Genomic DNA, 21,403 nt, shown 5'->3' on the forward strand with positions numbered 1-21,403 from the left:
TGACCTATGTTTTGTACAGTGTTCTACTAAAGGACGGTAGCCGGGCGCGATGGCCGGTCACAGTTCCACACGAGGAGGCGAGATTCAAATGATCCGTTTGCACAAGTCCGTATCGTTGCCGCAGGTCGGCATCACAGGCTTCGAGACGCCGCTGAGCGAAGAGGAGAACGCGATCCAGCAGACCGTGCATCGGTTTGCGCGTGACGTGCTGCGCCCGGTCAGCCGTGAGCTCGACCGCATGACGCCTGAGGAGGTGATCGCACCGGGATCTCCATACTGGGCGGCCATGATGGAGAGCGCGAAGCTCGGGCTGGATCCGCAGCTGATCGCGCAGTTTCCGCCTGAGGTGGCGGTTCGCATCGAGTCGATCATCGGGGAAGAGCTCGGCTGGGGCGATTCCGGCCTGGCGGTTTCGGTCGGGGCCGCGACGATGCCGTCGATGATGGCGCAGGCGGTCGGCGACCAGGAACTCATCGAGATGTGCGCGGGGAAGATCGGCTGCTGGATGAACACGCAGCCTGACAGAGGCTCCGATGCCGCGATCCTGTACCGCGCGGAGCTGAGCGCCGGCGGCAGGCAGCCGGTCGGCAACGTCACCGCGAAGGTCGGCGCCGACGAGATCGTCATCAACGGGCAAAGCTCGGCGTGGGTGTCGAACGGGTCCGTCGCGCAGGTCGCGCTGGCCTATATGGCGGCGGACTATGGCGATGGCTTCCATGGCTCGGGCGAGCATGGCGCGTTCACCAACGGCATCGGCCTGATCCTGCCGCTTGACCTGCCGGGCGTCTCGCGCGGCAAGCCGCTGGACAAGATCGGCCAGCGCACGCTGCCGCAGGGCGAGATCTATTTCGACAACGTCAGGGTGCCGCGGCGCTTCGCCATCGCGCAGCAGGACGACTATCTCGGCAACCTAGCCTCGACCTGGTCGTATGCCGGCACCCACATGTGCCAAGTCTTCGTCGGCGCGGCGCGCGCGGCCTTCGAGCTTGCACTGGGTTATTGCCACGAGCGCAAGCAGGGCGGGGCGCTGCTGATGGAGCACCAGATGACGCAGCTGCGCGTGGGCGAGATGCTGCGCAGGCTGGAAATGGCCCGCGCCATTGCCCGCCGCAGCCTCGCCTTTTCGCGCATGTCGCCGCAGAGCCATCCGTATGCCACGGCGCAGGCCAAGGTCAGCGTGACCGAGGAGGCGATGAAGATCGTGCACGAGGCGTTCCAGCTGTTTGGCGGCAATGGCACCACACGCGAGTTCCCGATCGAGAAGCTGTTCCGCGATGTCCGCTCGGCGCTGATCGAAGACGGTGAGAACTACGTCCTCACGTCGCGCCTTGGCGTGCTGGCCGGGCGGCTCTACCAGGAAGGGTGGGCGCGCGAGTGAGCGTCGCCAGTATCCGGGAGCAGTCATGAGTTCCACTACCTGCGCGGCTGCCACCCCATGGAGGCGAGAGCCGACTTCGGGCGAACTGCTGCATTTCATCCGCGCAGCGGTGGCGCGCTTGCGCGTGGACGCGGCGGATGGCCCTGCGATTGAACGGCGACTTGCCGTGCTACTGCGGCACGCGCTCGCGACGGGCTCGTCGTTCGATATCGCGTTGGTCCTCGGCAGCGCGGCCGAGCTGATGCTGTTTCCGGAGCCGGAAATCCTGGATCAATGCACGGCCGCCGTGCAGCAGGGCAATCAGCAAACGCTACGCGGTCTGGTCTGGGCCGTGCGGCACAGGAGCATGCGAGGTGGGCGCGGCGTGCGCCGGTTCGCGGTCGATCTGCAATGAGCAACACGAAACAACAGAGCATCATGGGAAAGATCCTGTCCCCCGATAAATCCATCAACAGGCAGCGAAGGCAACTGCTGAAGATCGCCGGCGCATCGACCGCCGTGGGCACCATGGGCCTGGGGCCTGGGCTGGCCAGGGCCGGCAAGCCGGACGAAGGCGTGCTGGACATCGCCATCATCGGCGCGGGCCTGGCGGGCCTGACCGCGGCACGCGACCTGCGCCAGGCAGGCTGCGAGTCCTTCGTCGTGCTGGAAGCGCGCAACCGCGTGGGCGGACGCACGCTCAACTACGACGTCGGTTCGGGACAGGTCTCGGAAGTCGGCGGTCAGTGGATCGGCCCCGGCCAGACCGCCGTGGCGGATCTGGCACGCGAACTCGATGTCGGCACGTTCCCGAGCTACTACGAGGGCAAGACGGTCATCCTCGGTGGCGACGGCCGGCTGGCGATCGACCTGAAGGGCACGTTCGGCAGCGACGAGGCGATCGGCGCGCGGCTCAGCCAGCTGTCGCGCGACGTGCCGTCCGGTGCGCCGTGGAAGTCTCAGAAGGCGGCCGAGCTGGACAAGCTGTCAGTCGGCGACTGGCTGGCGCGGCAGAACATCAAGCCCGAGGAACGGACGGGGTGGAATGCGAGCGTCGCGCTGTCCGGCGGCGTGATGCCGGCCAAGATGGGGCTGCTGCATTTCCTGTCGATGATCAATTCGGCCGCGTGCGACTACATGCAGCTCGACAGCATCAAGCACAGCGCACAGGAAACGCGTTTCATCGGCGGCTCGCAGGTGCTCAGCAACAGGATGGCGCAGGCGCTTGGCAAGAAGCTGCGGCTGTCGTGCCCGGTGCGCCGGATCTCGGACTGGGACCGCGAGGTGGTCACGCTGCACACCGACCAGGGCGAAGTGCGCGCGCGCCACGTCATCATGGCCATCCATCCGGCCCTGTGCGATCGCGTGCGGTTCGATCCGCCGCTGCCGGCCAGGCGTGCCGCGCTGCAACGCGCTTGGCCAGCCCATTCCCCCGCGCGCAAGACGGCCATGGTCTATCGCCGCCCGTTCTGGCGCGACAAGGGCCTGAACGGACATATCTTCCAGGTCGACGGGCCTATCCTGTGGGCCTTCGACAACTCGCCCCCCGGTGGCGAGATCGGCGTCATCAACGCCTTTATCTCGAACGCGCTGGTCCCGTCGGATCACCAGGCAGCACAGCGGTTCATGGCGGAGATCTACGCGCAGGCCTTCGGCCGCGAGGCGTTGTCCCCGGTGTCGTACCACGACCACGACTGGGGCCGCGCCGACCCCTGGACTATCACCTGTGTCTCCGCGATTCCGCCGGGCTTCTGGAGCACCCATGGCGACGCACTGCGTCAGCCCTGCGGCAATCTGATCTGGTCCGGGACCGAGACGGCCGAGATCTGGGCCGGCTACATGGACGGCGCCGTGCGCTCGGGCCACCAGGCCGCGCTGCAGGTGCTCAACGGCCTGCGTCGCGCTTAGGAGGCAACCGATGAAGAAACGTTATCTGCTGGGCGCCCCGGCGCTCGCGCTCGCGGGGCTGCTCGCCTGGTTCGGCCCCGAACTCCTCGGCCTCTATCGCCTCGACCGCTATGTCTCCGCATCGGCCGCCAGCCATGATGCCAACGGCGGCGCATGGCCGCGCGTGACCGACGCCTGCATCGGCTGCCACGGCATCAACGGCAACTCGCTGCACCAGGGCTATCCCAGTCTGGCCGGCCAGCCGGCGCCGTACGTGGCGGCCCAGTTGCGCAAGTTTGCCAGCGGCGAGCGGGCGAATCCGACCATGAGCCCGCTGGCCATGACCATGAGCGAGACAGAGATCAATCATCTGGCAGAGCACTTCGCCAGGCAGCCGGCCCAGGACAACCGGTCGTTCGAGCCGGATGCCGGGTTGCTGGAGAAGGGGCAGCAACTGGTGACGTCCGGCGGTTGCGTGGCGTGCCACGGAAGCCGGCTGATGGGACACGATGCGTTTCCGCGCCTTGCCGGGCAGGGCTATGACTATCTGTTGGCGCAGTTCGACGCGTATGCCGCCGGTGGGCGCAGCGAGCCGACCGGCGTGATGAAAGCCATTGCCGCGGCCGCATCGCCAGAGGACCGCAAGGCGATGGCGGCCTATCTCGCCAGCCTTGCCCCGCGATAAGAATGATGAATCCAACCCTGCTGTTCGAGCCTTGGGAGTCGTGATGGACCGAAACCTTTATTTACTTTGTCTCGCCATGTTCGTTCTCGTGGTGACTTCATTGATCCACGGCCTGAAGTTCCTCAGGAAAGGCAACTATCTGCTCGGTTTTGAATGGCTGATCGTGACCTTCTCAGCCTCGAATTTCCTGCTATTCGCCTTGGGCGGCGTACAGTTCTCCTATCAGATCTCGTACTTTTGCGACGCGTTTTCCAGGGGCTTTGGCATCCCGGTGATTGCCGTGGCAGGACTGATGGCGGTTACGCATCGCTACAAGCCTTCCATCCTGATGGATATCGTGTTCTTCGCGGGTGCGATCGCGGCGACGGTCGTACTGGTGGCGGTCGATGCCGTGGCACAGCCCAGGCCGTACTTCTACGTGGTGGCGTGGTCGGTCTTTTCGGTCTACCTGGCTTGGTTCGCTTGGAAGTTGCTCAGTGCCGGGGAGGGCCGGCACGCATTCGGCGTGTCGGTGGTCCTCGTGACCACGCAGGCCATCGCCTGTGTTTATGACTTCTACAAGATCCCGGGCGACGACGAGCAGCACCTCATTTTTTTCACGCTTGCTTGCCTGACGTGGTCGCTCATGTGCGTGGAGATGTACTACGCCTACTGTGCACTGGAGCGCGCGAAGAAAAACCAGGTATCGCTGGCGCCCATGCCGGCGCTTCGATGAGCCGGACGGACGTATGAGCAACGATTTTTCAGCGTTCTCCGGCACGCGTCCCGTGACGAATGCCAACGGCTTTGACCCCACCGCGCTTGAGGCCTGGATGGCCGGGCATGTCGAAGACTTTACCGGCCCGCTAACCGTCGAGCAGTTCAACGGGGGACAGTCCAATCCCACGTTCAAGCTGGTCACGCCACGCCATGCCTACGTCATGCGTGCCAAGCCGGGTTCACAAGCCAAGCTGCTGCCGTCGGCGCACGCCATCGAGCGGGAATTCCGGGTGATGGCGGCGCTTGCGGGTACCGACGTGCCAGTGGCGAGGATGTACGCCATGTGTGAGGACGAGACGGTGATCGGCCGGGCCTTCTACATCATGGAGTACGTCGAAGGGCGCGTGCTGTGGGATCCGGCGCTGCCGGGCATCGGCCACGCCGAGCGGGCCGCCATCTACGGCGAGATGAACCGCGTCATCGCGGCGCTGCACAGCGTTGACTACCAGGCCGTTGGCCTCGGCGAATTTGGCAAGCCGGGTAGCTATTTCTCGCGCCAGATCGAACGGTGGAGCAAGCAATACCGGCTTTCCGAGACCGAATCCATTCCAGCGATGGATGCGCTCATTGAATGCCTGCCGGAGCGCATACCGCACGAAACGCAGGAGCAGGTCTGCATCGTGCATGGCGACTACCGGCTCGACAACCTCATCTTCCATCCCACCGAGCCCCGTGTACTCGCGGTGCTCGACTGGGAACTGTCGACGCTTGGCCATCCGATGGCGGACTTCAGCTACCACTGCCTGAGCTGGCACGTGGCCCCTGGTCCGCTGCGCGGCATGGCAGGCGCCAACCCCGCCAGCCTTGGCATCCCGGACGAAGCGGCGTATCGCCGCGCCTACGAGCAACGCACGGGGCGCAGGATCGCCGGCGACTGGAATTTCTACCTCGCCTTCAGCATGTTCCGGATCGCAGGGATCCTGCAGGGAATCCTGAAGCGGGCCGCGGACGGCACGGCCTCATCGGCGCGGGCGCTCGAGGCAGGCAAGCTCGCCCGCCCGATGGCCGCGATGGCTTGGAAGTACCTGCAGCGCTGAAGCGGTTCCGTTTTTTCCAAACACACCTGGATCAACCCGTTCATGAGCAATGCAATTTCGACCCCGCCGGGTCCCCCCTGCTTTCCTGAGGCCCTCGATTTCAACGGCAAGACCGTGCTGGTGGTGGGGGGGTCAAGCGGCATCGGCAACGGCATCGCGCAGGCATTCCGGCAGCTCGGTGCCGAGGTACATGCCTGGGGCACCCGCGCGAGGGCGTCCGACTACAGCATCGACGAAGGCTCCGACCTTGCCGGCCTGCACTATGCGCAGGTGAACGTTTCCGACCGGGTGGCCGTCGACGCCGTGCAACCGACCTTTGATCGCCTGGATGCGCTGGTGCTTGCGCAAGGCATCATCCTCTACAAGCGCGCCGAATTCGAAATGGCGACCTTCGACGAGGTGCTGCGTGTCAACCTGTCGAGCTTGATGGCCTGCGCGGTCAAGTTCCGGCCGATGCTCCGCGACAGCGGCGGCGCCTTGATCACGCTGAGCTCGATCGCGGGCTTCCGTTCCGTGCGCGGTAACCCTGCCTATGCCGCATCCAAGTCTGGCGTGGTGGGGCTGACCCGCACGTTGGGAGAAGCCTGGGCGCCGGATGGCATCCGCGTCAACGGCATCGCCCCGGGGCTGGTGGATACCAAGCTCACGAAAGTCACAACCAGTTCGCCGGCGCGGCTCGACGCAACCCTCTCCCGCTTGCCCCTTGGGCGAATGGGCCTGCCGCACGAGGTCGCCGGCGCGGCACTATTCCTGGCGTCGCCGCTGGCGTCCTACATGGTGGGGCAGACCCTGGTTGTCGACGGCGGCCTGACGCTGGCCTGACCGAGTTTTGGTCATGAACTACTGGATTTATTGATATGCAAATCGGCATCCCGCAGGAGACGCGGGCCGGCGAGACTCGCGTCGCCGCCACCCCGGAGACCGTCAAGAAATACGTCGCCCAGGGGCACAAGGTGGTGGTGCAGGCCGGTGCCGGCCTGAACGCCAGCCAGCCCGACGGTGCGTACGAGGCGGTCGGCGCCACCATCGGCAGCGCCGCCGACGCGCTCGGCGCGCAACTGGTGCTGAAGGTGCGCGCGCCCGATGCCGCCGAGCTGGCGCAGATGAAGCCCGGCGCGGTGCTGGTGGGCATGCTCAATCCCTTCGATGCCGACAACAACGCGCGCATGTCGGCCGCCAACATCACCGCCTTCGCGCTCGAAGCCGCGCCGCGCACCACGCGCGCGCAGAGCATGGATGTGCTGTCGTCACAGGCCAATATCGCCGGCTACAAGGCCGTACTGGTGGCCGCGCACCACTACCAGCGCTTCATGCCGATGCTGATGACCGCCGCCGGCACCGTCAAGGCCGCGCGCGTGCTGATCCTCGGTGCAGGCGTGGCCGGCCTGCAGGCCATCGCCACCGCCAAGCGCCTGGGCGCGGTGATCGAAGCCTCGGACGTGCGCCCCGCGGTCAAGGAGCAGATCGAATCGCTCGGCGCCAAGTTCCTCGACGTGCCGTTCCTGACCGACGAAGAGCGCGAGATCGCGCAGGGCGTGGGCGGCTATGCGCGCCCGATGCCGCCGGACTGGATGAAGCGCCAGGCCGAGCTGGTGCACCAGCGCGCGCTGCAGGCCGACATCGTCATCACCACCGCGCTGATCCCGGGCCGCAAGGCGCCGGTGCTGCTGCAGGAAGCGACCGTGGCGCAGATGAAGCCCGGCTCGGTGGTGGTCGACCTGGCCGCCGCGCAAGGCGGCAACTGCCCGCTGACGGTGGCCGACCAGGTGGTCAACCACAACGGCGTGATCCTGATCGGCCATACCAACCTGGCCAGCATGGTCGCGGCCGACGCCTCGGCGCTCTATGCCCGCAACGTGCTGGACTTCCTCAAGCTGGTGATCGACAAGGACGGCCAGTTCACGCTCAACCTCGAAGACGACATCGTCGCCGCCTGCCTGATGTGCAGGGACGGCCAGGTGGTGCGCGAGGCGGCGTAGTGTCCGGCAACGGGCGAGCGCTTCTCTGTCTCGACTGTTGAGGGTGTTGCTCCCCTCTCCCGCTCGCGGAAGAGGGGCCGGGGGTGAGGGCAGGCGGTGGCAATATCGAAGGCCGGCACTTCGTCGACACACCCGCCCTCACCCCAACCCTCTCCCGCAAGCGGGAGAGGGAGCACGCAATCGGTCATTCAGAGCCGCTGGCCTTGCGCACCGCAGTACACCAAAAAAGAACACAGTAAAACGCAGCATCCCGGTTTCAAAGCAACGGAGGAGAAGTCGATGGAGATGGTGAACCACACGGTGATCAACCTGATCATCTTCGTGCTGGCGATCTACGTGGGCTACCACGTGGTCTGGACGGTCACGCCGGCCCTGCATACACCGCTGATGGCGGTGACCAACGCGATTTCGGCCATCATCATCGTCGGCGCCATGCTCGCCGCGGGCCTGACCGAAGGCGGCGTCGGGCGCGTGATGGGCACGCTGGCGGTGGCGCTGGCCGCGGTCAATGTGTTCGGCGGCTTCCTGGTCACGCAGCGCATGCTGGAGATGTTCAAGAAGAAGGAGCCCAAGGCCAAGGCGCCTGAAGCCAAGCCGGCCCTGGCCAAGGAGGGCGCGTGATGACCGGCCTCGTCAGCATGAACCTCGTCACCCTGCTCTACCTGGTGGCCTCGGTCTGCTTTATCCAGGCGCTCAAGGGGCTGTCGCACCCGGCCTCGGCGCGCAAGGGCAACGCCTTCGGCATGATCGGCATGGCGATTGCGGTGGTCACCACGCTGGTGCTGATCGTCAAGCTGAAGAACGAATTCCTTGCCGCGGGCACGGCCCAGTCGTCGGTGGGCACCGGCATCGCGCTGATCTTCGCCGCGCTGGTGATCGGCGGCGGCATCGGCGCCTACGTCGCGCGCAAGGTGCAGATGACCAAGATGCCGGAACTGGTCGCGGCGATGCACTCGCTGATCGGCCTGGCGGCGGTGTTCATCGCGGTGGCGGCGGTGGCCGAGCCGGCCGCGTTCGGCATCAGCCCGGCCGGTTCGCACCTGATCCCGCTGGGCAACCGCATCGAGCTCTTTATCGGCTGCTTTGTCGGCGCGATCACGTTCTCGGGCTCGGTGATCGCCTTTGGCAAGCTGGCCGGGCGCTACAAGTTCCGCCTGTTCCAGGGCGCGCCGGTGGTGTTCGCCGGCCAGCACATGCTGAACCTGGCGCTGGCGGTGGCCATGGTCGGCTTCGGCATCGCCTTCTTCATGACGCAGGAATGGCTGCCGTTCCTGGTGATGCTGGCGATCGCCTTCGTGCTGGGCGTGCTGATCATCATCCCGATCGGCGGCGCCGACATGCCGGTGGTGGTGTCGATGCTGAACTCGTACTCGGGCTGGGCGGCGGCCGGCATCGGCTTCTCGCTGAACAACCCGATGCTGATCATCGCCGGCTCGCTGGTGGGTTCGTCCGGTGCGATCCTGTCGTACATCATGTGCAAGGCGATGAACCGCTCGTTCTTCAACGTGATCCTGGGCGGCTTCGGCGGCGACGCCGCGGCGGCCACGGCGGGCGGCGCGCAGGCGCAGCGCAACGTCAAGTCGGGCTCGGCGGACGACGCCGCCTTCCTGATGGGCAATGCCGAGACCGTGATCATCGTGCCGGGCTACGGCCTGGCGGTGGCGCGCGCCCAGCACGCGCTGAAGGAACTGACCGAGAAGCTGTCCGAGAAGGGCGTGACCGTGAAGTACGCGATCCACCCGGTGGCGGGCCGCATGCCGGGCCATATGAACGTGCTGCTGGCCGAGGCCGAGGTGCCGTACGACCAGGTCTTCGAGATGGAAGACATCAACAGCGAGTTCGGCCAGGCCGACGTGGTGCTGGTGCTGGGCGCCAACGACGTGGTCAACCCGGCGGCCAAGACCGATCCCAAGTCGCCGATCGCCGGCATGCCGATCCTGGAGGCGTACAAGGCCAAGACCATCATCGTCAACAAGCGTTCGATGGCCGCCGGCTACGCCGGGCTGGACAACGAGCTGTTCTACATGGACAAGACCATGATGGTGTTCGGCGACGCCAAGAAGGTGGTCGAGGACATGTTGAAGGCCGTGGAGTAAGGGCAAAGCAGTCATAAAAGCGACTACTTTCGCCAACATAACGATGTTGGCAAAGGGCGTTCGAGTGGCGGCGTGTTGCCATGGATGAGGTGACGGAGCGTACATCATGAACCGCAGAAGGCGCTGTGAGCCGCGCTCAGATGGCGGGGTGCTCGATCAGGAGTTGGCTGCGCGCCTAAACGAACTGATCAGTGAGCGTGATACGGACCCGATGCAGTCGCTTTGGCCGGCGTTCCGCAGGATTGCAGGCTGGTTTATGGGTGCTGCAGTCTTTGCGGCAGTCCTGCTGATCCGGTTCTTGTATGAATAAAACCAGCATGATCTCCACTTCAGCCAAGGAGCATACCGCTCCGGTAACGGGCCGGCTTCCGTCTCTTGAAAGTGAAAGGAGTTTCACGACTTACGGCAGCCTGACCTTTATGCAGGTTTCACTGGCCGCTGCGCTCTGGACCGTCCTGTTTGGTGGCATGGTTCCGAGTGCCGGCAATACGCTCATCGCCATCAGCGGCTATGCGTGCGGGGCATTGCTCGGCATGGCGCCGGTGATACTGGGCTCGGCATTACCGTCATTCCGATACGGTGTCGATGTTATTGAAATCAGCAAGGCAGTTCTTGGGGTGCGCGGGTCGGTGCTGGCCTTGGCTGGATTCCTTGTGATGTCCCTGGGGTGGTCTGCAGTGGCATTGGCGATGATATGCCGGGGAGTCGGCCTGATGCCAGTTCACGCGGGATACTTCGCTGTCTTTATGAGTGAGCAAAGCGTCGTCCTGACTGGTTGCGCCATCTTGCTGCTGATGTTTGTGCTGCTCCGTCGAGGATTGGAGTCGGTACAGCGAGTCAATTCCATTGCGGGGCCGATTCTCATGCTGTTCATGACAGCCAGCCTGTCATTGTTGCTGTGGAAGTTTGGGTTGCGGCACCTATTGCTGACGAACGTCCCGGCTGAGCAGGCTTTGACAAGCGACCCACGTCAATCCTTCATCTACGCGCTCGAGTTTGGTGCCACGTTCTCACTGTCCTGGTATCCCTATATGGGAGGCATTTATCGTCTGATCAAGTATCAGCGGCACACGGTCGGGCCGGCGATGATCGGTGGGGTGTTGGTAGGCAGTTGCCTTACCGTCACGGTAGCGGCTTTGGCTTCGGTGCAGTTCGGCTCCGCCGATCCCGCGGTCTGGTTCACCCGGTTGGCCGGCCCGGTCACCGGAAACATCGTTGTATGCATGGTCTTGCTGCTGAGTATTACCGCCATCAGCATGGCGATCTACCTTGCCGCCGTTGCGGTTCAACAGATTGCTTGGCTGGCTCGGATACCCTGGACCTGGCTGCTGTTGCTGATGCTTCTGCCGTTGTCCCTTGCTGTCCTGAACACTGCATGGGTCTTGGCGCATGTGATGACCATTGCAACATTTGGGGGCCTGATTTTCGTCGGCTTGAGCGGTGTAACTGTGGTCGACTTCTGGGTGCTGCGCCGTCAGTCCATTGCACTTGAGCACCTTTTCGTTGCGGACAGGTCCGGCCACTACTGGTTTTGGGGAGGCGTCAACTGGGTGGCACTGACAGTCATCGTCGTCAGTGCTGCCGGGTATCTTTATCTATACGATCCCATCACGCTGCGGACCAGCGGAATATTCCGCTACTTCGGAGCGGTGCTTCCCGTCGTGGCAGCAAGTGGCGCCCTCTACTACGTGTTGGCGAAGCTCATCGTGATTCCCTCGGGGCGGGGCGGCTATCGCGCATGTCAGCACGGTTCAAAGGCTGCCGAGGTCGTACAGGTAGGTCTCTAGTCAGTGAAGCAGCCATAAGAGAGCAGTAGCACAGGTGCACATGGACCGAAACGGAGGAACACAGATGACCGATGCCGAGATGCAGACCGACGTTACCATTTTGGGGCTTGGCGCGATGGGGAGCGCGTATGCGCGAGCCTTCCTCAAGGCAGGAAAGCGGGTAACCGTTTGGAATCGTACGTCAGGCAAGGCAGAAAGCCTCGTGTATGAAGGTGCGCGTTTGGCAGCGGACGTGAAGACGGCATTGCTCGCTAGCCCGATATCTATCCTCGCGGTCGTCGATCATGATTCGATTCGCCATTTGTTGACCGATGCGATCCTGGCAGCGTCCGCCAACCGTACTCTCATTGACCTGACGACGGGTACCGAAGCCGAGTTCAAGGCCCTTGCGGCCCGCACCGGGCATGCCGGAATACCGTATCTTGCCGGAGCCGTCCTGGCATACCCTCGATCGGTCGGTAGCCCAGATACGGCAGTCTTTTATTCAGGCGACGCTGCGGTGTTTGAAGAGCATAAACATCTCCTGCGACATATCGGCGGCGCTCAGCATTACGTCGGCGCGGACCTTGCATTGGGTGTCAAGGTGGCGTTGTCGCTCGCACTCATGGGCTTTGCTGCAGTCGGTGGATTCTTCGAGGCAGTCGCCTGGGCAGAAAAAGCCGGCGTATCCGTGGAGACAATGTCCGAGTATGTCCGCACGTCAGCACTGCCATTTATGAATGAGTGCATTGCTTACCTGGGCGAGCGCATTTCGTCCGACTCCGACGATGGCAACCAGGCGACGGTTGACGTGTATGTCGACGGCTTTGCGGCCGCGCTGGCTGACCTTGAAGGCGCTGGCGTCGGTTCACGAGCCGTTGGCGCCATCGTTGACTACGTAAAAATCGCGCAAAGGATCGGCCTTGGCGCAAAGGGCCTTTCCGCGGTGTATGGGGTGGTGCGAGATAACAGGTCATAGGGCCGTTCACCGCGCGCGAGGTGGCCTTTTTGCTGGAGAAGGTGCCTTCCGGTGCTGGCCCCTGTGACGGCAGGCATCTGAATCTGGAGAGCAGGACTCCGGGCAGAAGGGGGCGCAATGAGAAAGATCGAGGAAGGCAGCGGGAACTGGCAAACTCTCCATTCGCGACGTTGGGAGGGTCGCACGCGGTTGATGGCGAGCGTGGCGGCCATCCTCATGCTGTGCATGGCGGCCGCCATGGCCATGACTCCGCCCAGCGCCTACGAAGATCCCGAGGCGCCTCGCCTGCGGGCAAGCCTGCGCCTGCCCGAACTGCGCGATCAACTTGAAAGACTGACGGACGCCCATGCCACCTTTATCCGGCAGGCGTCCGTGCAGCGCGGCGACACCATCGTCTCGCTGCTCAAGCGGCTCGGCGTAGAGGATCCTGACGCGCAGCAGTTCATCCACGACAACGCTGCCGCGCGCAACCTCTTCGAGCTGGCGCCGGGCCGCATCGTCCAGGCGGAGGCGGATCAGGACAACCTGCTGGTCTCCCTACGTGCCACGCTTGGCGGCGGCGTGTCCGTCTCCAGCGAACTAGTGATCGAGAGGGGAGGTGGCATTGATCAGCCAGTGTTCAAGGCTCACGTGTACACGGTCAGCAATGAACTGCGCTATGAGATGCGTTCCGGCACCATCGCAGCGGGCGGCTTCTTCAAGACCATGGATGCTTCGAATACGCCAGTCGAAGTCGTCCCGCGAGCAACTTAAAGGAAGCACGACTTCAGTTTGGGAGAAAGCGCTGGGTAAGCAACGCGGTGAAGACTACTTCCGAGTTTGGTCGATGCTCGAGGGAACCTCGTAGGGCAGCCCCCCCGGTAAAGCTTGGTGATGCTGGAACGTACCGACTAGGCCATTCATTTCTCAGGTTTTATTGTCGCAACGCAGGCTTCGGCATTTTCAAGACCTGTGGTATCGAGCATCATGCGGCGGTGCACTAGGCCATTGATTTAGAATGGCAATATGAAAATCTTCGTTTTTATAGTACGGATTTTTCAGCCTTTATCGTTTCGGCACAAGCGCATGAATTCTGTCACCACCCTCGCACCCACGCCCGTCCGCGAGGTGCGCATCGGTTCTCAGCATGCAGCCCGAAGCTGGCGCGACGGGTCATGTTCTATCAGCGCCCCGCCGTCGAACAGTGGCTGCTACTGGAAGCTGATCCGGCAGTCGTTACGTTTTGCGAATGGCCGGCCTATGCGCAGATCGATGGTAGCCGCCGACTCGCCGATTTCTGGGTTCGCTACGGTGATCGCGAGGAATTGGTCCTTCTTGATCGAGATGCGCGGCATACTCCGCCCTTCATGGCGCGGAAGGATAGCGCGACGGTGAGGCGGCTCAATGCCGCCGTAGCCGTCCAATGTGGCATCCTCTTCTGCTTGATGTCGTATCCGCCGGAAACTGTGCGGTGATGCGCTATGGTCGCCCTTTCGGATCAGGTCTGAGAGAGACACCCAGGTGCGCCAGCCACGCGATTGTGTCTACGTGGCATCGCCGGCTTCCGTTGCCGCGTCATTGCGGTATTCAAGCAGGTCTCCCGGCTGGCAATCCAGCACCTTGCAGATGCGTTCGAGCGTATCGAAGCGGATGCCCTTCACCTTCCCCGATTTCAGCAGCGAAAGGTTGGGCTCGGAGATTCCGATGCGCTGTGCCAGCTCGCGGGACTTCATCTTGCGCTCCGCTAGAAGCACGTCAAGTCTGACCAATACCGTCATTGTTCCTCAGACAAATCCTTTGTTTTCTTCGGCTATCCGAACGGCTTCCAGCATCGCCCACGCGATTGCGAGCAGCAGACCACCGAGCAGGCTGACGAAGTAGTCACTCAGCGTGATTGTGATTATCCAATAGGGCTTGCCGGGCACGCCCACCAGCGCTAGGCCCGTTAACAGCCGGATCAGCGGGATCGCCGGCCCCATTGCCGTCAATGCCAGCGCCATGCGACGCAGTCGAATGGCCGTGTCGATTGTCAGCACTTCACCGCGTCCGAAAGCCACGAACATCCGCCGCGCCTGGTGCAGCACGAAGATTAACAGGGTCAGCCCAATACCGGTGGCAAGAAAGCCGGCTGCTCGGTGCATCGGCAACACCTGCACGGGATATGCCGTTGATGCGTGCGTGATCCCGCGCACCACGCGCTCCAGCTTCGCTGCAGACGACCCGAACCATATCCATGCGGCGCAGACCAGGGCCACTGCGCCGCCGAATGTCGTCAACCGCTGCATCGTGCGCGACAGCGTGCGAATGCGGTGCAGCGCAGCGCCTTCAGGGATTGAGGAGGCAGACGAAACGAACATGCAGATACTCCGTTCGAAAAAAGAGTTGCGAAAGTCACGCATTGTATTGTACAACAGCAATGTTTTATCGTTTTACATTAAATTCTTTATACAAAAGGTAAATGCATGCGGACTTTGGCACACGCACGGACATCCCTCGGTGCAGTCTCTCTCACTCTCGCGCTGCTCGGTGCGACGGCCCCCGAGGCATGGGCACAGCAGCAGGCTTCGCCGGCCGACGAATTCTGGTACATCGGCGGAGATCTTGGCTACACCCGCCAAAAATTCAGCACCGACCGTCCGGGATGGACGGGCGTATCGTCCAACAACTTGGCGGCAGGGCTCCGCGGCGGATACCAATTCTCGCGCTATGTGTCGGTCGAGAGCACGGTTTCCAGCCTCGGTGCGGTGGAAGCGGAATCAGGCAGTAGCAAGGACAAGTTCAGCATCGGCGCGTGGACGGCCAGCGTGGTCGGCCATCTGCCCGTGACCGAGCGATTCTCCCTGCTAGGCATCGCGAGCGTGGGCTGGGTGGAGGGTGATCGCTCGGGTGACGTGGAATCGAGAAACCGGTCGGCCGGGCTGCTCACCCTGGGGGTCGGCGCCGCCTATGCGTTCTCACCGAACTGGCGCTTGCGCGGCCAGTACACGAACTTCGGCAGGCTGAGCTGGAAAGGCAGCAACGATGCCGCTGTAAAGAGCCAGACGTTCACACTCGGTGTCGACTACATGTTCCGATAGCAGGCGGTCCGCCCCGCATCATCCGATTCGTACAATGAGCTGTTGTGCCAGCTTCGATACTATCCCTCCCACTCACCGGCGGCCTCTAACCAAGAGGTAGCCTCAGAACTTGGACGAAGTGGTGACACTATTAATGCCTTCTACGATTGCCTCGCGGCGTCGCTACAGTTATCCATGAACTACAAACTCATCGCGTTTGATTTCGACGGTACGTTGGCCGATTCGATGGAGTGCTTTCTGCAAGCTGTTGACGTCGCATCCCGCAAACATGGGTTTCGCCCGCTCGAGGGCGATCTGCTCGAGCAAGCGCGCAGCAGCTCCGCGCAAAACATTATGCGGCTGCTTGGCGTGCCGCTGTGGAAGGTGCCTGGCATTACCATCGATGTAAGGCGGCTGATGCACGAGCGCATCGCGCAGGTTTCGCTATTCCCGAACGTGGCCGAGACGCTGAATACGCTGGCGCGGCGTGGTATCAGCCTCGCCGTTGCCACGTCGAACGGCGAAGACGTCGTGCGCACGATCCTCGGTCCCGCCGTCTGCGAACGGATTGGCCATTTTAGCTGCGGCATTTCGATGTTCGGCAAGACGCGCAAGCTTCGGGCGTTAGTCTCGTCCGCTGGTGTGCGTCCGGACGAGGCTTCGTATGTCGGCGACGAGATCCGCGACGCGGAAGCCGCTAGCGCCGCCGGCATGGCGTTTCGCGGCGTAGCCTGGGGATACACGGCTGCGGCGGCGTTTCAGTTGCACTGCGCAACACCACTGCTTGCACGCCCGCAGGACCTGCTTGATTTGTCCCGCACCTGAACCACCAGGCCGCGTGTACGCCGTGATGGCACGGTAGCACTGCGCAACGGGGGCATCGCCCGATGCTGCTGTGGCACGCCGGCACAGTCGGTGATCAACGCGGTGCTGTACGCTGTGTCGCTGATGCGCTTCCGCAAGATCATCAGCGTGAGTCGCAATCTCAGCGCGTGCGGGCCGGCGCTGTTGCTCCAGGAAGGGGGGCGCCTGTCCCCCACTACCATAGGTAATTGGTTCAACCACGGTAGACTTGATGCAGGAAGCAATTTACTTGTTCGAGTGGCTTGCGCCATAGCAGGCAGTGCATCATGAATTCATACGACGTAGTGGTTGATCGGCGCCGGTGTCATCGGCAGTTCGGTAGCGTTTCATCTGGCCAGATTCGGCGCGAAGAACGTCCTCGTGCTTGACCGGGGCAATATCGGCGCGGGGACGACTTCGCAATCGTCCGGCATCCTGCGTACCATTATTCGGTCAAGGAGAATGTCGAACTGGCCCGCCATTCCTGGACCGTGTTCAATGACGTCCGCGCTTATATTAGCCAGCCCTGCGTCGCGCTGTACCAAACTCTCGGAGCAACCTCTCAATGGAAGATATGCATGCGCCGTATTGCACGGTATCGCAATGGCGTTGGCGCCCTCCGATTCGAGGCGCTTGCAGGTGGCGTAGAGCGCAACGGTCGGGTCGGCTTCATGGCGAAGCGGGTTGGACCTGGTTCACATCGACAATGGCGATGCCACGCCGTTGCAAGGCGCGGCGTAACCAGCGACAGCTCAGTCATGCCCGGAACGATGCGGGCGCGTCTCTGATCGATTTTTAGCAGAACCGGAAGCTGATATGGGTGCCGGTTCCGGCATGTTAAAACGGAATTTCCGGCTGGCATCGGCGATACAGCGCTAAGCCGACCCGGGCGTCCTACTCCTCGCCTTGCATGCAGACGTCTTCGGGCTTGATCCGCATGGCTGCTGCGATGTCGTGCGAAACCTGCCGTTCGAAGACGCGCCTGAGCATGTCGTACAGGTCCGACGGCAGATGACCCAGTTCAATCTCGCGGAACGACAGGTAAAAGGACCGGCTTAATCCGCCGTATGGACGCCCGTGCCGGGAGAAGGCCGACAGCGGCACGACCCTGATCTCAGGAACATAGTGGCGCGACTGCCATACACACAGCGGGGTAGTAATGGCAAAACCGACCGCAGCCCATTTCGGAGTTCTCATACAATCGGGCGTTTGCACATTGCGCGGTCAGGATGCCCCCGACCGCGCCGCACTCGACGCTGTACGCAATGAGAACTACTGTAGACATTGTCATCTATCCCGGATTCAAGGCCATAGAAGCTGTCGGCGCCATCAATGTCTTTGACTATGCGAATACCCGCCTGCGACAGCTCGGCTGCGAACCGAAATATGAACTGCGCCTGGTCGGGCCAGGTGTCGGGACCATCCAGTCGGACACGCTGATTTCGCTCAATGCGACGAAGGCGCTGGGCAGCTTGCCGCCCGCCGATGTCGTGGTGATTGTGGGGGCCCGGGACATCGTCAATGTGCTGGCGGCCTGTGGCGATATCGTCGACTGGTGCCGGACGTGTGCCGACAAGATGAACATCATTGTCGGGCTTTGCTCGGGCAGTTTTTTCCTGGCTGAAGCCGGTCTGCTGAGCGGCCGTCGTGCCGCCACGCACTGGAGCGTGGCGGAACTGATGCGGCAGCGCTATCCCGGGATCCAGGTGGATGCGGACGCGATCTTCGTTCGGGATTCGTATGTCTGGACGTCCGCTGGCGTGACCGCGGTGTTCGACCTGGTTCTCGCGATGGTGGAGGAGGACCTGGGCCGGGATATTGCGCTGTCGGTGGCGAGAGATCTCGTCGTCTACCTGAAGCGGCCGGGAGGACAGTCGCAATTCAGTGAACATCTGCTTAGCCAGATGACGGCCCATCCAAGGGTGCGCGATATCCAGGACTATATTCACCGGTCCCCGAAAGCGGACCTCTCGGTAAAGGCGCTGGCGGCGCGCGCTGCGATGAGCGCGCGCAATTTTTCCAGGGTGTTCCTGAAGGAAACCGGGCACACGCCTTCGGAGTATGTGGAGCAGACCCGGCTGGATGCCGCCCGGCGGCTCCTTGAAGACGGTGAGCAACCGCTGAAACGGATCGCCCTGGAGACCGGTTTCGGGTCTGAGGGGAGGCTGAGGCAGGCGTTTCAGCGGCGCTTGAATGTCACGCCCGGCGCCTATCGTGAGCGCTTTGCGAGCACTGGCGTGCTGAAGGTCGCCGGCGACAGTTAAGCCTCCTCAGTACAGCACGACCGAACGGATCGACTCGCCGCGCTTCATCAGGTCAAAGCCCTCGTTGATGCGGTCGAGCGGCAGCGTATGCGTGATCAGGTCGTCGATATTGAGCTTGCCTTCCATGTACCAGTCGACGATCTTCGGCACGTCGGTGCGGCCACGTGCGCCGCCGAAGGCCGAGCCCTTCCATTCGCGGCCGGTCACCAGCTGGAACGGGCGCGTCGAGATCTCCGCGCCGGCCTCGGCCACGCCGATGATGATCGACTTGCCCCAGCCCTTGTGGCAGCACTCCAGCGCCTGGCGCATGACCTGCGTGTTGCCGATGCATTCGAACGAGTAGTCGGCACCGCCGTCGGTCAGCTGGATGATGTGGTCGACCACATTGTCGACATCCTTCGGGTTGACGAAATGCGTCATGCCGAACTTGCGCGCCATCGCCTCGCGCGCCGGGTTCAGGTCCACGCCGATGATCTTGTCGGCGCCCACCATCTTGGCGGCCTGGATCACATTCAGTCCGATGCCGCCGAGGCCGAACACCACCACGTTGGCGCCGGCTTCCACCTTGGCGGTGAACAGCACCGCGCCCACGCCGGTGGTGACGCCGCAGCCGATATAGCAGACCTTGTCGAACGGCGCGTCGGGGCGGATCTTCGCCAGCGCGATCTCCGGCACCACGATGTGGTTGGCGAAGGTCGACGTGCCCATGTAGTGAAAGATGGGCTTGCCGTCGAGCGAGAAGCGCGCGGTGCCGTCCGGCATCAGCCCCTTGCCCTGCGTGGCGCGGATCGCCTGGCACAGGTTGGTCTTGCGCGACAGGCAGAACTTGCACTGGCGGCATTCGGGCGTGTACAGCGGGATCACGTGGTCGCCGGGCTTCAGCGAGGTCACGCCCGGGCCGACGTCGGTGACGATGCCCGCGCCTTCATGGCCCAGGATCGCCGGGAAAATGCCTTCCGGATCGGCGCCGGACAGCGTGTAGTAGTCGGTATGGCAAATACCGGTGGCTTTCACTTCCACCAGCACTTCACCGGCGCGCGGGCCGTCCAGGTCCACGTCTTCGATCGTTAGCGGCTTTCCGGCACCCCAAGCCACAGCAGCGCGTGTCTTCATCGGTTTTCTGTCGATAGTCGTTTGGCGCCTGACTATATGGCAAGGGGCAACCATGATGGCGCCGCTGGCGTGGCTTTGTCCGAAATCAGACGCAAGTTGGCCGACCACCGCCATCGGCATCCCGGCCTGCCGCTGCAATGCGCAGTATCGGCCTCACTGATCGCCCAGCATGTCAGGCACCGTTTTCCGTGGGTCAATATGGTGATGCTCTCGGAGCTGGCGGCCTTTGGCCCGAGCCCGGCCAAGGCGGTGGAAATGCCCGGCGCCGAGGAAATCCGGCTGTGCGAGATGGCGGCCAGGCATGCCTGTGGCTGATCCCGGGCTCGCTGTTCGAGTGCCGCGACGGCGCGATCTATAACACCGCGCCCGTGATCGACCCCGCCGGCAATGTGGTGGCGCGGTTCCGCAAGCTGTTTCCCTTCCGCCCGTACGAACAGGACATCGCCGCGGGCAAAGGCCGGCGCCTCGCTTGGAAAGCCGGATACGGCGCGGGTGTGACAGGCGCGCCGGGCTGGCCTATGCTGTCATTGCGGCCAATGATCATTGAAGGAGTATCGATGCTCTCAAAGAAATCACCCCGGCATGGCCTGCGTCGCCACGCCGCGAAGTGGGTCCTGGTGGCGCTGGGCGCAGTGTTCTGCGCCGCGCCGGCGTTCGCGCAGCAGGCGGGAGAACTTTCCGGTGCGCTGAAGCAGGCCAAGGAAAGCGGAACGCTGTCGGCCGGCTACCGGGAATCGTCGCTGCCGTTCTCCTACCTGGGGCGGTCTGGCAACCCCATCGGATATTCCATCGATATCTGCCGTGCCATTGTCGAAGCCGCCGCCGCGGAGGTGGGCCGCGAGGTGACTATCCGCTGGGTGCCGGTGACCTCGGAGAACCGCTTCGATGCCATCACGTCGGGAAAGATCGACCTGGAATGCGGCTCGACCACGCGCAATGCCCAGCGCATGCAACGGGTGGCGTTCTCTCCGGTGATCTTTGTAGCGGGGACCAGGCTGATGGTGCCAAAAAGCTCACCGATCCGGACATTGCGCGACCTGAAGGGGAAGCACGTGGTGGCGACCGGCGGCACCACCAATGTGGAGGCGCTGGAACGGCTGTCGGAGCGCTTCGACCTGCAACTGAAGATCATCCGGGCGCGCGATCATGGCGATGCGTTCCGGGTCCTGCAGCATGGTGGCGCGGATGCCTACGCGGGGGACGACGTGTTGCTGCACGGCTTGCTTAGCGGCAGTCCGGATCGGGGCAAGTTCAGGGTGACCGCGGATTTTCTCTCCTACGATCCGTACGGGATCATGTATCGCAAGGGCGATCCGCAGTTTGCCGCGGTGGTGGAGAGGACATTGCGCGAGCTGGCGGCGTCGCGTGAGCTGGAACGCCTGTACCAGCAGTGGTTCATGAATAAGCTGCCCACTGGCGAGCGGCTCGGCTTGCCGATGAGCGCGCAGTTGGAGGAGTTGATTCGGGCTATGCCGGAAAGGGCGGAGTAGCCTGGGGTTTGAACCATCGGCAAATGAGCCGATATCGCCCGAACCACCACTGACCGGTCCCCTCTCCCGCTTGCGGGAGAGGGGAGAGATCACCACGGATGGTGGCCTGCATT

The 21,403-nt window shown here is 63.1% G+C and carries 24 protein-coding genes and 1 pseudogene; 21 read left to right on the plus strand and 4 right to left on the minus strand.

All coding sequences use genetic code 11. The annotated features are described in order from the left end of the window. Nucleotides 1-88 precede the first annotated feature (88 nt). The 15 genes from AB1I47_RS08245 (at nt 89) to AB1I47_RS33820 (ending at nt 13,999) form a co-directional block, all read left to right on the plus strand. Nucleotides 89-1,378, plus strand: a complete 1,290-nt coding sequence (locus AB1I47_RS08245; protein ID WP_354683289.1) for an acyl-CoA dehydrogenase family protein — start codon at nt 89-91, stop codon at nt 1,376-1,378. A gap of 25 nt (nt 1,379-1,403) precedes the next feature. Then, nucleotides 1,404-1,772 (plus strand): hypothetical protein, encoded by a 369-nt coding sequence (locus tag AB1I47_RS08250; RefSeq protein ID WP_354683290.1) that lies wholly within the window; start codon nt 1,404-1,406, stop codon nt 1,770-1,772. A gap of 23 nt (nt 1,773-1,795) precedes the next feature. Continuing rightward, complete coding sequence (locus tag AB1I47_RS08255) at nt 1,796-3,265, plus strand: flavin monoamine oxidase family protein (protein WP_354683348.1); 1,470 nt, start codon at nt 1,796-1,798, stop codon at nt 3,263-3,265. Between the two features lie 10 nt (nt 3,266-3,275). After that, nucleotides 3,276-3,929 carry a c-type cytochrome gene (locus AB1I47_RS08260; RefSeq protein WP_354683291.1) on the plus strand — a complete coding sequence of 218 codons (654 nt, stop codon included), beginning with the start codon at nt 3,276-3,278 and terminating at the stop codon, nt 3,927-3,929. 43 nt (nt 3,930-3,972) lie between these two features. Further along, nucleotides 3,973-4,644, plus strand: a complete 672-nt coding sequence (locus AB1I47_RS08265; RefSeq protein ID WP_354683292.1) for a hypothetical protein — start codon at nt 3,973-3,975, stop codon at nt 4,642-4,644. Nucleotides 4,645-4,657: 13 nt separating this feature from the next. After that, nucleotides 4,658-5,725, plus strand: a complete 1,068-nt coding sequence (locus tag AB1I47_RS08270; protein ID WP_354683293.1) for a phosphotransferase — start codon at nt 4,658-4,660, stop codon at nt 5,723-5,725. 42 nt (nt 5,726-5,767) lie between these two features. Then, nucleotides 5,768-6,547 (plus strand): SDR family NAD(P)-dependent oxidoreductase, encoded by a 780-nt coding sequence (locus AB1I47_RS08275; protein WP_354683294.1) that lies wholly within the window; start codon nt 5,768-5,770, stop codon nt 6,545-6,547. 35 nt (nt 6,548-6,582) lie between these two features. After that, entirely contained in the window at nt 6,583-7,704 is a 1,122-nt protein-coding gene (locus AB1I47_RS08280) for a Re/Si-specific NAD(P)(+) transhydrogenase subunit alpha (protein WP_354683295.1), read from the plus strand. A 279-nt stretch (nt 7,705-7,983) separates the two neighbouring features. Continuing rightward, a complete protein-coding gene (locus AB1I47_RS08285) occupies nt 7,984-8,325 on the plus strand; it encodes an NAD(P) transhydrogenase subunit alpha part 2 (protein WP_035817213.1) in 342 nt (113 codons plus the stop codon). Next, nucleotides 8,325-9,800: an NAD(P)(+) transhydrogenase (Re/Si-specific) subunit beta gene (locus tag AB1I47_RS08290; protein WP_354683296.1), complete on the plus strand. Its 1,476-nt coding sequence runs from the start codon at nt 8,325-8,327 to the stop codon at nt 9,798-9,800. The genes AB1I47_RS08285 and AB1I47_RS08290 overlap by 1 nt, the downstream gene beginning before the upstream one ends. A 106-nt stretch (nt 9,801-9,906) precedes the next feature. Further along, the gene (locus AB1I47_RS08295; protein ID WP_354683297.1) at nt 9,907-10,110 is read left to right on the plus strand and encodes a hypothetical protein; all 204 of its coding nucleotides are present in this window, start codon (nt 9,907-9,909) and stop codon (nt 10,108-10,110) included. Beyond that, complete coding sequence (locus tag AB1I47_RS08300; protein ID WP_354683298.1) at nt 10,103-11,587, plus strand: cytosine permease; 1,485 nt, start codon at nt 10,103-10,105, stop codon at nt 11,585-11,587. Before AB1I47_RS08295 ends, AB1I47_RS08300 begins: the two co-directional genes overlap by 8 nt. 64 nt (nt 11,588-11,651) lie before the next feature. Then, nucleotides 11,652-12,545 carry an NAD(P)-dependent oxidoreductase gene (locus AB1I47_RS08305; protein ID WP_354683299.1) on the plus strand — a complete coding sequence of 298 codons (894 nt, stop codon included), beginning with the start codon at nt 11,652-11,654 and terminating at the stop codon, nt 12,543-12,545. Nucleotides 12,546-12,662: 117 nt separating this feature from the next. Beyond that, on the plus strand, nt 12,663-13,298 hold the full coding sequence (locus AB1I47_RS08310; protein ID WP_354683300.1) for a hypothetical protein: 636 nt from the start codon (nt 12,663-12,665) through the stop codon (nt 13,296-13,298). A gap of 401 nt (nt 13,299-13,699) precedes the next feature. Then, nucleotides 13,700-13,999 (plus strand): hypothetical protein, encoded by a 300-nt coding sequence (locus AB1I47_RS33820; protein ID WP_407935811.1) that lies wholly within the window; start codon nt 13,700-13,702, stop codon nt 13,997-13,999. Nucleotides 14,000-14,068: 69 nt separating this feature from the next. Here the strand turns inward: AB1I47_RS33820 and AB1I47_RS08320 are convergent, their stop codons facing one another. Continuing rightward, entirely contained in the window at nt 14,069-14,302 is a 234-nt protein-coding gene (locus AB1I47_RS08320) for a helix-turn-helix domain-containing protein (protein WP_354683301.1), read from the minus strand. A gap of 6 nt (nt 14,303-14,308) precedes the next feature. Then, nucleotides 14,309-14,881 carry a DUF2975 domain-containing protein gene (locus AB1I47_RS08325; protein WP_354683302.1) on the minus strand — a complete coding sequence of 191 codons (573 nt, stop codon included), beginning with the start codon at nt 14,879-14,881 and terminating at the stop codon, nt 14,309-14,311. Nucleotides 14,882-14,986: 105 nt separating this feature from the next. On the opposite strand from AB1I47_RS08325, the gene AB1I47_RS08330 reads away from it, so the two are divergent. From AB1I47_RS08330 to AB1I47_RS08340, 3 genes and pseudogenes are all read left to right on the plus strand, one after another. Further along, the gene (locus AB1I47_RS08330) at nt 14,987-15,601 is read left to right on the plus strand and encodes a porin family protein (protein WP_354683303.1); all 615 of its coding nucleotides are present in this window, start codon (nt 14,987-14,989) and stop codon (nt 15,599-15,601) included. 174 nt (nt 15,602-15,775) lie between these two features. Then, complete coding sequence (locus AB1I47_RS08335; RefSeq protein ID WP_354683304.1) at nt 15,776-16,405, plus strand: HAD hydrolase-like protein; 630 nt, start codon at nt 15,776-15,778, stop codon at nt 16,403-16,405. Nucleotides 16,406-16,710: 305 nt separating this feature from the next. Continuing rightward, nucleotides 16,711-16,941: pseudogene (locus AB1I47_RS08340) on the plus strand (FAD-dependent oxidoreductase); the annotation flags it as partial. A gap of 376 nt (nt 16,942-17,317) precedes the next feature. On the opposite strand, the gene AB1I47_RS08345 reads toward AB1I47_RS08340, so the two are convergent. Further along, the gene (locus tag AB1I47_RS08345) at nt 17,318-17,620 is read right to left on the minus strand and encodes a hypothetical protein (RefSeq protein WP_354683305.1); all 303 of its coding nucleotides are present in this window, start codon (nt 17,618-17,620) and stop codon (nt 17,318-17,320) included. 68 nt (nt 17,621-17,688) lie between these two features. Between AB1I47_RS08345 and AB1I47_RS08350 the strand changes: the two genes are divergently transcribed. Beyond that, nucleotides 17,689-18,687, plus strand: coding sequence for a GlxA family transcriptional regulator (locus AB1I47_RS08350; protein ID WP_354683306.1), 999 nt, complete (start codon nt 17,689-17,691; stop codon nt 18,685-18,687). Between the two features lie 6 nt (nt 18,688-18,693). Here the strand turns inward: AB1I47_RS08350 and AB1I47_RS08355 are convergent, their stop codons facing one another. Beyond that, entirely contained in the window at nt 18,694-19,800 is a 1,107-nt protein-coding gene (locus tag AB1I47_RS08355) for an S-(hydroxymethyl)glutathione dehydrogenase/class III alcohol dehydrogenase (protein ID WP_354683307.1), read from the minus strand. Nucleotides 19,801-19,896: 96 nt separating this feature from the next. On the opposite strand from AB1I47_RS08355, the gene AB1I47_RS08360 reads away from it, so the two are divergent. Next, nucleotides 19,897-20,115: a hypothetical protein gene (locus AB1I47_RS08360; RefSeq protein ID WP_354683308.1), complete on the plus strand. Its 219-nt coding sequence runs from the start codon at nt 19,897-19,899 to the stop codon at nt 20,113-20,115. After that, the gene (locus AB1I47_RS08365) at nt 20,082-21,290 is read left to right on the plus strand and encodes an amino acid ABC transporter substrate-binding protein (RefSeq protein ID WP_354683309.1); all 1,209 of its coding nucleotides are present in this window, start codon (nt 20,082-20,084) and stop codon (nt 21,288-21,290) included. The genes AB1I47_RS08360 and AB1I47_RS08365 overlap by 34 nt, the downstream gene beginning before the upstream one ends. Nucleotides 21,291-21,403 lie beyond the last annotated feature (113 nt).

Source organism: Cupriavidus necator, assembly GCF_040578825.1.
In the GTDB taxonomy this organism is placed as follows: Bacteria; Pseudomonadota; Gammaproteobacteria; order Burkholderiales; family Burkholderiaceae; genus Cupriavidus; species Cupriavidus necator_E.

Bases quoted from the DNA above. Each gene is read 5' to 3' on its own strand.
- AB1I47_RS08280 (WP_354683295.1), top strand. From the start codon at position 6,583: ATGCAAATCGGCATCCCGCAGGAGACGCGGGCCGGCGAGACTCGCGTC.
- AB1I47_RS08285 (WP_035817213.1), top strand. From the start codon at position 7,984: ATGGAGATGGTGAACCACACGGTGATCAACCTGATCATCTTCGTGCTG.
- AB1I47_RS08350 (WP_354683306.1), top strand. From the start codon at position 17,689: ATGAGAACTACTGTAGACATTGTCATCTATCCCGGATTCAAGGCCATA.
- AB1I47_RS08355 (WP_354683307.1), bottom strand. From the start codon at position 19,800: ATGAAGACACGCGCTGCTGTGGCTTGGGGTGCCGGAAAGCCGCTAACG.
- AB1I47_RS08335 (WP_354683304.1), top strand. From the start codon at position 15,776: ATGAACTACAAACTCATCGCGTTTGATTTCGACGGTACGTTGGCCGAT.
- AB1I47_RS08345 (WP_354683305.1), bottom strand. From the start codon at position 17,620: ATGAGAACTCCGAAATGGGCTGCGGTCGGTTTTGCCATTACTACCCCG.
- AB1I47_RS08245 (WP_354683289.1), top strand. From the start codon at position 89: ATGATCCGTTTGCACAAGTCCGTATCGTTGCCGCAGGTCGGCATCACA.
- AB1I47_RS08265 (WP_354683292.1), top strand. From the start codon at position 3,973: ATGGACCGAAACCTTTATTTACTTTGTCTCGCCATGTTCGTTCTCGTG.
- AB1I47_RS08330 (WP_354683303.1), top strand. From the start codon at position 14,987: ATGCGGACTTTGGCACACGCACGGACATCCCTCGGTGCAGTCTCTCTC.
- AB1I47_RS08305 (WP_354683299.1), top strand. From the start codon at position 11,652: ATGACCGATGCCGAGATGCAGACCGACGTTACCATTTTGGGGCTTGGC.
- AB1I47_RS08325 (WP_354683302.1), bottom strand. From the start codon at position 14,881: ATGTTCGTTTCGTCTGCCTCCTCAATCCCTGAAGGCGCTGCGCTGCAC.
- AB1I47_RS08250 (WP_354683290.1), top strand. From the start codon at position 1,404: ATGAGTTCCACTACCTGCGCGGCTGCCACCCCATGGAGGCGAGAGCCG.
- AB1I47_RS08270 (WP_354683293.1), top strand. From the start codon at position 4,658: ATGAGCAACGATTTTTCAGCGTTCTCCGGCACGCGTCCCGTGACGAAT.
- AB1I47_RS08260 (WP_354683291.1), top strand. From the start codon at position 3,276: ATGAAGAAACGTTATCTGCTGGGCGCCCCGGCGCTCGCGCTCGCGGGG.
- AB1I47_RS08275 (WP_354683294.1), top strand. From the start codon at position 5,768: ATGAGCAATGCAATTTCGACCCCGCCGGGTCCCCCCTGCTTTCCTGAG.
- AB1I47_RS33820 (WP_407935811.1), top strand. From the start codon at position 13,700: ATGTTCTATCAGCGCCCCGCCGTCGAACAGTGGCTGCTACTGGAAGCT.
- AB1I47_RS08300 (WP_354683298.1), top strand. From the start codon at position 10,103: ATGAATAAAACCAGCATGATCTCCACTTCAGCCAAGGAGCATACCGCT.
- AB1I47_RS08310 (WP_354683300.1), top strand. From the start codon at position 12,663: ATGAGAAAGATCGAGGAAGGCAGCGGGAACTGGCAAACTCTCCATTCG.
- AB1I47_RS08255 (WP_354683348.1), top strand. From the start codon at position 1,796: ATGGGAAAGATCCTGTCCCCCGATAAATCCATCAACAGGCAGCGAAGG.
- AB1I47_RS08290 (WP_354683296.1), top strand. From the start codon at position 8,325: ATGACCGGCCTCGTCAGCATGAACCTCGTCACCCTGCTCTACCTGGTG.
- AB1I47_RS08295 (WP_354683297.1), top strand. From the start codon at position 9,907: ATGAACCGCAGAAGGCGCTGTGAGCCGCGCTCAGATGGCGGGGTGCTC.
- AB1I47_RS08320 (WP_354683301.1), bottom strand. From the start codon at position 14,302: ATGACGGTATTGGTCAGACTTGACGTGCTTCTAGCGGAGCGCAAGATG.